The 8,576-nt window shown below is 50.6% G+C and carries 7 protein-coding genes; 4 read left to right on the top strand and 3 right to left on the bottom strand.

Going from position 1 to position 8,576, the window contains the following annotated elements; all coding sequences use genetic code 11:
- The first annotated feature begins 236 nt into the window (after positions 1 to 236).
- The 4 genes from HN413_16730 to HN413_16715 are packed head-to-tail and all read left to right on the top strand — an operon-like array spanning position 237 to position 5,190.
- Positions 237 to 860, top strand: coding sequence for a hypothetical protein (locus HN413_16730; GenBank protein ID MBT3392046.1), 624 nt, complete (start codon positions 237 to 239; stop codon positions 858 to 860).
- A 1-nt stretch (position 861) separates the two neighbouring features.
- Positions 862 to 2,157, top strand: coding sequence for an MFS transporter (locus HN413_16725; protein MBT3392045.1), 1,296 nt, complete (start codon positions 862 to 864; stop codon positions 2,155 to 2,157).
- Positions 2,150 to 4,087 carry a hypothetical protein gene (locus HN413_16720; GenBank protein ID MBT3392044.1) on the top strand — a complete coding sequence of 646 codons (1,938 nt, stop codon included), beginning with the start codon at positions 2,150 to 2,152 and terminating at the stop codon, positions 4,085 to 4,087. The genes HN413_16725 and HN413_16720 overlap by 8 nt, the downstream gene beginning before the upstream one ends.
- A gap of 17 nt (positions 4,088 to 4,104) precedes the next feature.
- Positions 4,105 to 5,190 carry a 1,4-beta-xylanase gene (locus HN413_16715; GenBank protein ID MBT3392043.1) on the top strand — a complete coding sequence of 362 codons (1,086 nt, stop codon included), beginning with the start codon at positions 4,105 to 4,107 and terminating at the stop codon, positions 5,188 to 5,190.
- A gap of 508 nt (positions 5,191 to 5,698) precedes the next feature.
- Here HN413_16715 and HN413_16710 read toward each other — a convergent pair.
- From HN413_16710 to HN413_16700, 3 genes are all read right to left on the bottom strand, one after another.
- Positions 5,699 to 6,739, bottom strand: a complete 1,041-nt coding sequence (locus HN413_16710; GenBank protein MBT3392042.1) for a UDP-glucose--hexose-1-phosphate uridylyltransferase — start codon at positions 6,737 to 6,739, stop codon at positions 5,699 to 5,701.
- A gap of 89 nt (positions 6,740 to 6,828) precedes the next feature.
- Complete coding sequence (locus HN413_16705; protein MBT3392041.1) at positions 6,829 to 8,214, bottom strand: alpha-glucosidase/alpha-galactosidase; 1,386 nt, start codon at positions 8,212 to 8,214, stop codon at positions 6,829 to 6,831.
- A partial coding sequence (locus HN413_16700; GenBank protein MBT3392040.1) for a hypothetical protein occupies positions 8,211 to 8,576 on the bottom strand: 366 nt, incomplete at its 5' end. The genes HN413_16705 and HN413_16700, both read right to left, overlap by 4 nt.

Genomic DNA, 8,576 nt, shown 5'->3' with positions numbered 1-8,576 from the left:
GTGTTTTGAATAGGTTTTGTTTTCTTCTCTCATTTTTACGAATAACTCATAGGTGAGCATATCAATGATAGGCGTAACAGGAACCTGAAAGGTTTGCCCTGCGCGGGAATATGCTTTGAGATCATTGGATGTATCGGGGAATTCTCTACCCTACAGGCATCAGTTTACCTGTGGGGTAGAGATTTGTTGTAAAATGAATTGTCGACTATTTGAATCGTAATTCTGTGGAGGAACCCATGAATAATCCTGAAGTAACCCAAATGGCGCTTGATATTCTACGTAAGGGCGATAACTTCCAGTGGTACGTGATCACTTTTCTTGCGTTGGTGGTTTACGTATATATGAATGAAATATCCAAGAAAAATTGGAAAGGCATCGCAGCTGGGCTGGCTTTGTATTCTGTGCACTGGTTTTACGAGATTATAAACGCTCTTATCCAGCATTTTAGCGGTCATGCCTTGTGGACTGTTCCAACCGGTACATCCTTTTTGATCTTGATCGGGGTGGGTATTGAGTTGAGCTTTATGTTCTCGATCGCAGGTCTTGTCCTGAGTAAGTTGCTCCCAGAAGACCCCAAAATGAAGATCATGGGGATCAATAACCGTCTGCTCTTTGTGATCGGGAATGCAGCTTTCTTTGGCTTTGTAGAGATATTTCTGGCAAAAACACCCACGTTTGTCTGGGTCTATCCTTGGTGGGGAGCTTTCCCGGTCTTTCTGACGGTTTACATTCCTTTCTTTCTGGCTGCTTTCTATTGCTATGACTGGAAGCCCAAAAAGCAGATCACTTTTATTGGAGCCTTCGCTGTATTGGATGTTTTGATGATGGTCGTCTTTGCGGGCATTTTGGGATGGATATAAAATGAAAAACACTTCATTCAGCAAGATCACTTCACGTTCCTGGATAGTTATGGCAGCCTTGGCGCTGACCGGACAAATCGCATGGGCCGTAGAGAACTCCTGGTTTAACACCTTTGTCTTTGATACGATCACTCCCGATCCCCGTCCCGTAGCCTGGATGGTCGCAGCCAGTGCAATTACGGCGACCCTGACCACGCTGCTAATGGGTACGCTCAGCGACCGCACTCGATCTCGCTGGGGGCGAAGGCGCCCCTATATTTTTATAGGCTATATGCTTTGGGGATTGTCAACCATTCTCTTCCCGATGGTCTCATACATCAAAGTGGTCAGCATGGCTGTGGTCATGGTTGTAGTTGCCGATTCTGTGATGACCTTTTTTGGTTCCACGGCTAACGATGCCGCTTTCAATGCCTGGACAGCAGATATCGCCACCAGCGAAAACCGTGGCAGGGTGGAAGGCGTGCTGAACATGAGTCTCTTCCTTGCTCAAATCGTTTCGATGGTTGCGGCGGGAATACTGATCGACTCCTTCGGCTACTTTATTTTCTTCTATAGTCTTGGCGGGATTGTGATGGTCGTTGGTCTTATAGCTGGCAGCCTGCTGGAAGATACTCCAACGAATGAACTCGACGATAATGTCTCCCGCCCGCCTTTCTGGCAGGAATTCACCGAGCTTTTCAAGGTTGATGTACTCAAAGAAAATCGCGACCTGTTTACCCTTTTATTGTTCATTATGGTTAGCAGCATCGGGATGCAGGTCTCGATGCCCTATCTGATCGTTTACCTTGAAAATTTCGTCGGCGTGACCAAAACGGAGTTCAGCATTATCGGTGGTGCCGTCATGCTAGGAAGTGCAGTCTTTGCGATTCCCTTTGGGCTTCTGGCTGATCGCTGGGATAAACGAACAATGATCGGTGTTGCCATTGTTATCAGCAGCCTTGGGGGAATCCTGCTTTCATTGGTCAATACCCTGCTCTTGCTGGCATTCACGGGGCTGGTTTGGCAGGCATTTGCAACTGCTTCCGGGATCGCATCGGTAGCCTGGCTGAAGGATCTTCTTCCCGAACAGAATCGGGGCAAATTCCTCGGCATCCGCATGATTTTCTGGATCGCCATTCCGATGGTGATCGGTCCCTGGCTTGGCTCGACCCTGATCCAAAATTTCGGCATTCCCACAGTGATTAATGGCGAATCTGGTTTTATTCCTGTGCCAATCATTTTTCAGGTGGGGTCCGTTATCGCCTTGCTTTCCCTGATCCCGCTGGTGTTCACACGTTGGGAGAAAAGATATGAGTAAAACAAAAGTTCTCTCAGGGTTCTGGGGCGATCGATTAAATCTCAACGCTGAAACAGCGATCTTCCATCAATGGGAGCAGCTTGAAGCATCTGGCAGCATCGAAAATTTCCGTATCGCAGCGGGTGAAGCAGATGGATTCCGCGAAGGCTGGTTCTTTGCTGACTCGGACGCTTTTAAATGGCTCGATGCTGCCGCCCGAGTCTACGCCACGCACCCGGACCCAAAGCTGGCTGCCCTTATGGATAATTTTATTGACCTGATCGGGCGTGCCCAGCAACCCGATGGATACATCTACACCTATAACCAAATCCATTTTCCGGATACTCGTTGGGCGAATTTGCAGATCGAGCATGAGTTGTATTGTCACGGTCATCTGATCGAAGCTGGCGTTTCGCACCACGAAGCAACGGGGCGTGGCACCCTGCTCAAGATCGCCGAACAAGCTGCGGACAGGATCGTAGCGGACTTCAAGGGGAAAGGGGCAGAACATACCCCTGGTCATCAGGAAATCGAAATCGCCCTGCTGCGATTATTCCAGGCAACCGGACAAAGCGATTATTTGGAAATGGCGCGTCAATTCATTGAACAGCGCGGCAGGGAAAGCGCCTTCGGTCTCTCCATCTTTCAGCAAAATTTCGCTGTAGAAAAACGGGAGAAGGAAGTGAAAAAGCGGCGGGCAGCGTATTTGGCAGCGCACCCCGAATTTACGCCTTTTCAGGTGCCTGCCGGGAACGAAGCCAAGAAGCCCTGGAATATCACTGCCCGTTGGATGTGGAATGCCTTTACTGGGAAATATTTTCAGCAACATGCTCCGGTTCGAGAGCAACTTCTTCCGGTTGGGCACTCAGTGCGCTTTGCCTATTTGGAAACGGCTATTGCCATGCTGGCACGCGCAACCGAGGATAATTCATACGCCTCTTCCCTTGAGCAATGTTGGGAACACATGGTCACCCGCAGGATGTATGTCACCGGTGGGATAGGCTCATTGCCCGCGCTCGAAGGTTTCGGCAACGATTACGAACTCGACCCCGAAATTGCCTACGCCGAAACCTGTGCCGCCTTAGGGAGCATGTTTTGGAATTGGGAGATGGCGCAGCTAACAGGTAAAGCTCAATACAGCGATCTTTTTGAGTGGCAGCTTTATAACGCGTCTGGGGTTGGCATGGGGGCAGACGGCACGCAATACCTCTACAATAATCCGCTGACCTGCCGAGGCGGTGTGACCCGCCAGCCTTGGTATGAAATTCCCTGTTGTCCGTCGAATATCTCACGCACTTGGGCTGGTCTGGGAGCCTACCTATACTCCCATGACGGGGACAATATCTGGCTGCATCAATACGTGAACAGCGAAGCTCAATTTGAGAACGTGAAACTCAAAGTGGAAACCGGATTACCTTGGCGTGGGTCTGTGCGAATTGAAGTTGATCCCCCTGAGAAACAGAAAATCAACCTGCACATCCGCGTTCCCTCCTGGACTTTGGGCCTGGTTGCTCAATTGAACGGGATGCCCATCGAAACGCCGGATACCCTCACAACCACTACCCAAACAGCTTCCGGTTATGACCCACGCAGAAGTCAATTCTGGCAACTTAAGCGTGAGTGGTCTCCCGGCGATGTGATAGAGATCGAGTTCAATATGGATATCCAGTTGCACCGTGCCCATCCGAAAGTCAAAGGGCATGATGGCAAAGCCGCGCTCTCGTTGGGTCCGTTGGTCTATTGTCTCGAAAACATCGACAATCCGGATATTGATATATTCAGCGCCCAGATTGACGCTGACACGTTTCAGAAAAGTTTTTCTACTGATTTACTGGGTGGAACGACCGTGATCGAAGCCAAATCCGTTGAAGGAACACCGCTGATTCTCATCCCCTATCACCTATGGGGTAATCGTGGGGCATCCCAGATGACAGTTTGGTTGAAGGTTTAATTTCTTGAAAGAAGGAGATATATGTGGCTGAAAAAAAGTGGTCTGTAGAAAAAGCAAAGAATTGGTATCAAAGTCAGCCCTGGTTACGCGGCTGCAACTTTATTCCCAGCACGGCGATTAATCAGCTTGAGATGTGGCAGCCAGAGACCTTCGATCTCGACACCATCGATCGTGAGCTGGGTTGGGCAGCGGATTTAGGCTTCAACGCCATGCGAGTCTACTTGCATGATCTGGTCTGGCATCAGAACCCGGAAGGATTCAAGGAAAGGATCAACCAATATCTGGCTGTGTCTGAAGGACATAGCATCAAGACGATTTTTGTGCTCTTTGATGATTGCTGGCATGATAATCCCAAATTGGGCATGCAACCAGAGCCTAGACCAGGTATCCACAATTCTGGCTGGCTCAAAGGGCCGGGAACGAAAGTTCTGAAAGACCAATCGCAATGGGAGCGGTTGGAAACCTACGTCAGGGATATTGTTGGTACTTATGGGAATGATGATCGTGTCGTTATTTGGGATCTCTACAACGAGCCAAAAAATAATTTCCTTGTCTCTCTCAAACTTCCAGCCCTGTTGCGTTTTACAATGATCGTTGGGAAGCTGATCGAACACTTTTTAGCGCCAACGCCCACAAAGCAGCTTTTACATCAAGCCTTTGGTTGGGCGCGAGATGTAAATCCCAGCCAACCGCTTACCGCGGGCCTCTATTACCTCAGACCTTTTCTGGGGGCAAAGCTGAATTCGGTCTGCCTTGAGTTGAGCGATATTATTAGCTTCCATTCCTATTTCAATTTGAAAAATACCGAAAAGATCGTCGCTGAACTGGAGAAGAATAGTCGCCCGATGATCTGTACTGAATACTTAGCCCGTCTCGAAAAGAGCACATTTGAAGCTGTCATGCCGTTTTTTAAGTCTAAAAAGATTGGAGCCATCAATTGGGGATTGGTCGCTGGCAAGACACAAACGATTTATTCGTGGGAAGATTACTACCCTAATGGCGAAGAACCGCCGCTCTGGTTCCACGATATTCTACGTTCGGATGGCACGCCGTATCGTCAGGAAGAGAAAGTTTATCTTCAGAAAATCACTCGGGACGAATAGACTAATCCTAATTGGCGCAAGAAGTCGATGCGATTAACAGGATTTCTAATATGACAGTAACTTTCAAATAACAGTCTAGTTGTCTAAATCCATCCCCTGAGGAGTTCATCATTTACAAGATTGGCGCGATAAAATTAAAGGTAATGGTTCTAAAGTAAGTGATGGCATGAATCTGCGAGGCAGCTTTATCGCCGAAGCGGTCCCATTTTATCGAGAAATTATTCCGTGTTCGATGAGATTGTTTCGTCGGAGAAGCACCCTTCTCGGAAAATCATCACTTACTCAAAAACCACCACCCGGAATTCTTCGTAACAGCAAAGGTTTCGCAGTGGGGTAGTTTTTCAACCAAATCCGGTTTTCCAATCACCATCACAGTTGTTGCCAACCCGCCAGCCAGCATGGCCGAGGGTGTCAGAACGGATACACTTACCGGACTTCAACTTGCGGTAATCCACCCGTCCGAGCGCCTGCCGGATAGCATCATCCGATATGTTTTTGTGGGAAAACTTCATCGGGAGCGATAGTGGGTTTCTGGCAAATCGCGCAAGCGCGCGGCAGCCTGCTCCGCGGTGAGATCGCGTTGAGCTTCAGCCATCATCTCGTAACCGACCATGAATTTTTTGACGCTGGCGGAACGTAGCAGCGGCGGATAAAAATGTGCGTGCAGTTGCCAATGTTGGTTTGCTTCGTTATTGAAGGGTGCGCCGTGCCAGCCCATCGAGTACGGAAAAGATGTCTCGAACAGATTGTCGTACTTGATCAACAGGCGTTTGAGAATTTCAGCCAGCGCATCGCGTTCATTTGATTCTAGATCAAAGATACGCAAGATATGAAGGCGAGGCATCAGCAGGGTTTCAAAGGGCCAGACAGCCCAATAGGGAACGACGGCCATCCAATGCTCATTCTCAACGACGATACGCTCTTCATGTTTGGCTTCTCGTTTGAGGTAATCGAGCAACAGGGGCGATCCATATTTCTCAAAATAAGCTCGCTGATGTGAGTCTTCCTTGGCGGGTTCGTTGGGCAATATATTTTGCGCCCAAATTTGCCCATGCGGATGGCGGTTGGAACTACCCATCACCGCGCCCTTGTTTTCAAAGACCTGCACCCATTCATACCGCTGACCGAGTTCGGCGGTTTGCTCCGCCCAAACATCTACCACACGGCGAATATCCTTGATGCGCATCTCAGGCAATGTGAGATCGTGACGGGGCGAAAAGCAGATCACGCGGCTTGTGCCTTGTACGCTTTGGGTTTGCAAAAGAGCGTCTGGCGTTGTTCTATCTTCAGGTGTGTCTGGCAGCAGGGCGGCGAAGTCGTTGGTGAAGACGAAGGTTTCAGCATAATCAGGATTGCGCAGGCCGCCCACCCGCTCGTTGCCGGGGCAGAGATAGCAGCCCGGTTCATATTTTGGGCGCTCATCGGGCTGTGATTTCTCAACCTGTCCCTGCCAGGGGCGTTTGGTGCGGTGCGGGGATACCAGTACCCACTCTCCAGTCAGCGGGTTATGGCGGCGGTGGGGATGTTCGGTGGGATTGAAGGTAGTCATATCAAAAATTCGCCACGAAGGACACGAAGGAAGACAAAGAAAAAACAAAATCTTCGTGTTTCGTTGTGCCTTTTGTGATTCAAAAACTCCTACTTAAATTTCGGCAAACAGTTTCCGTGGGCGGTGATTAGCTCATCTACCAAAGACCAGATTTGATCGAGGTCTAATTCTGCGGATGTATGTGGATCGAGCATGGCAGCGTGATAGATATGCTCGCGCCGCCCGGTGAGGGCTGCTTCCACGGTGAGATTCTGCACATTGATGTTGGTCTGCATGAGCGCGGCGAGATGAGGGGGCAGCGCTCCGATGCGCGTGGGCTGCACCCCGTTGTTATCCACCAAACACGGCACTTCCACGCAGCAACCCTGCGGCAAATTGTCAATCAGGCCGTTGTTTTCAACATTGCCGTAAATTACACGCGGCTGACCGGTTTCGATGCTGTGAATGATGAGCGCGCCGTATTCGCCGCTGAGTTCCAACTTGTCTAAATCACTGTAGGTGCGCGCGATAGACTGGGCCGCGGTCGGCATGATGGGGATGCCATCAACCGCCGCCAAAATTTCATCGGTTGTCAGGGTTTTACCATCCGCACGTCGTTCCTGGGCTATATCCCAGGCCTGGATTTGTACCTGACAGCGATAAAGATACTCATCAAGGGGGATGTTGAAACGCTCGATCAAATCAGGCCGATCACGCTTGATAAACCAGGGCACATATTCGCTAAAATGCTCGCTCGATTCGGTGACAAAATAGCCCAGCCGCTTGAACATCTCATAGCGCACGCGGTTATGTGCGGGTATTCGCCCCTCTGCGAGTACGCGGTGCAACGCAGGGTACAAGTCTTCGCCGTTGCGTTCCAGCTTGAGATAAAAGGCCATGTGGTTGATCCCGGCAACGAGGTAGCAAATCTCCTCGGCGGGAATCCCCAAATCCAGCGCCAACTCTCCGGCGGTGTGTGGCACACTATGGCACAGGCCAACCGTCTTTACAGAACTGGCCCGGTTCAGCGCCCAGGTGTTCATCGCCATCGGATTCACATAATTAAGATGCAGCACATCCGGGCAGAGTTCTTCCATCTCGCGGCACATCTCCAGCATCACGGGGATGGTGCGCAGCCCGCGCATAATGCCGCCAATGCCCAGGGTGTCGCCAATCGTCTGTCGCAGGCCATATTTTTTGGGGATTTCGAAATCGGTTACCGTGGCGGGTTCGTAGCCGCCGACCTGGATCATGTTGATGGCGTAATCGGCGCCATCGAGGGCGGCGCGGCGCTCGGTGGTGGTTTCAATTGTGGGGCTGGCAGCCAACCCCCGGGCCGCGGCGCGAGCCAGCACTTCGGTTTCGGCGAGCCGCCCGGCATCCACATCAAAAAGCGTGATGGTGGATTCTGCTAATTCGGGGAAGCTGAGAATATCGCCCAGTAAGTTTTTGGCAAAAACCGTGCTGCCCGCGCCAATAAAGGTGATCCTGGTCATCCTACTTGAATCCCATCCGGGGTGCGTGTGAATTTTTTGCCGGTTGCCAACTCGACGCATTTGTAGGCCCCATCGTACAGGCCAATGCTCTTGTTTTTGACGATCATCTCGCAGTACATTTCGAGCAGGTCGTTTTCGTGGGTCATCAGGTCAATGGCTTGCAGGGTTTGCGGGATGGTGCGGGTCTCAACGGTGCTGTCGCCAATCTCTGCGCCGCGGATGGCGCCCCACATTTCATGGCCGCCCACGCGGGCGTTGAAAATTTTGGGGATGGGGTAGAAGGCCAACTCGGAGGGTTTGGTAATCATCACATCCATGACGCGCATCAGGTAATTGCTGGCATAAACCGCATGGAAGGTGTT

The organism is Chloroflexota bacterium, from assembly GCA_018648225.1.
In the GTDB taxonomy this organism is placed as follows: domain Bacteria; phylum Chloroflexota; class Anaerolineae; order Anaerolineales; family UBA11858; genus NIOZ-UU35.
This window is presented reverse-complemented; position numbering and strand designations above follow the sequence as displayed.

Excerpts from the sequence above, each read along its gene's own strand:
- HN413_16730 (MBT3392046.1), top strand. The coding sequence starts at position 237 with ATGAATAATCCTGAAGTAACCCAAATGGCGCTTGATATTCTACGTAAG.
- HN413_16725 (MBT3392045.1), top strand. The coding sequence starts at position 862 with ATGAAAAACACTTCATTCAGCAAGATCACTTCACGTTCCTGGATAGTT.
- HN413_16720 (MBT3392044.1), top strand. The coding sequence starts at position 2,150 with ATGAGTAAAACAAAAGTTCTCTCAGGGTTCTGGGGCGATCGATTAAAT.
- HN413_16710 (MBT3392042.1), bottom strand. The coding sequence starts at position 6,739 with ATGACTACCTTCAATCCCACCGAACATCCCCACCGCCGCCATAACCCG.
- HN413_16705 (MBT3392041.1), bottom strand. The coding sequence starts at position 8,214 with ATGACCAGGATCACCTTTATTGGCGCGGGCAGCACGGTTTTTGCCAAA.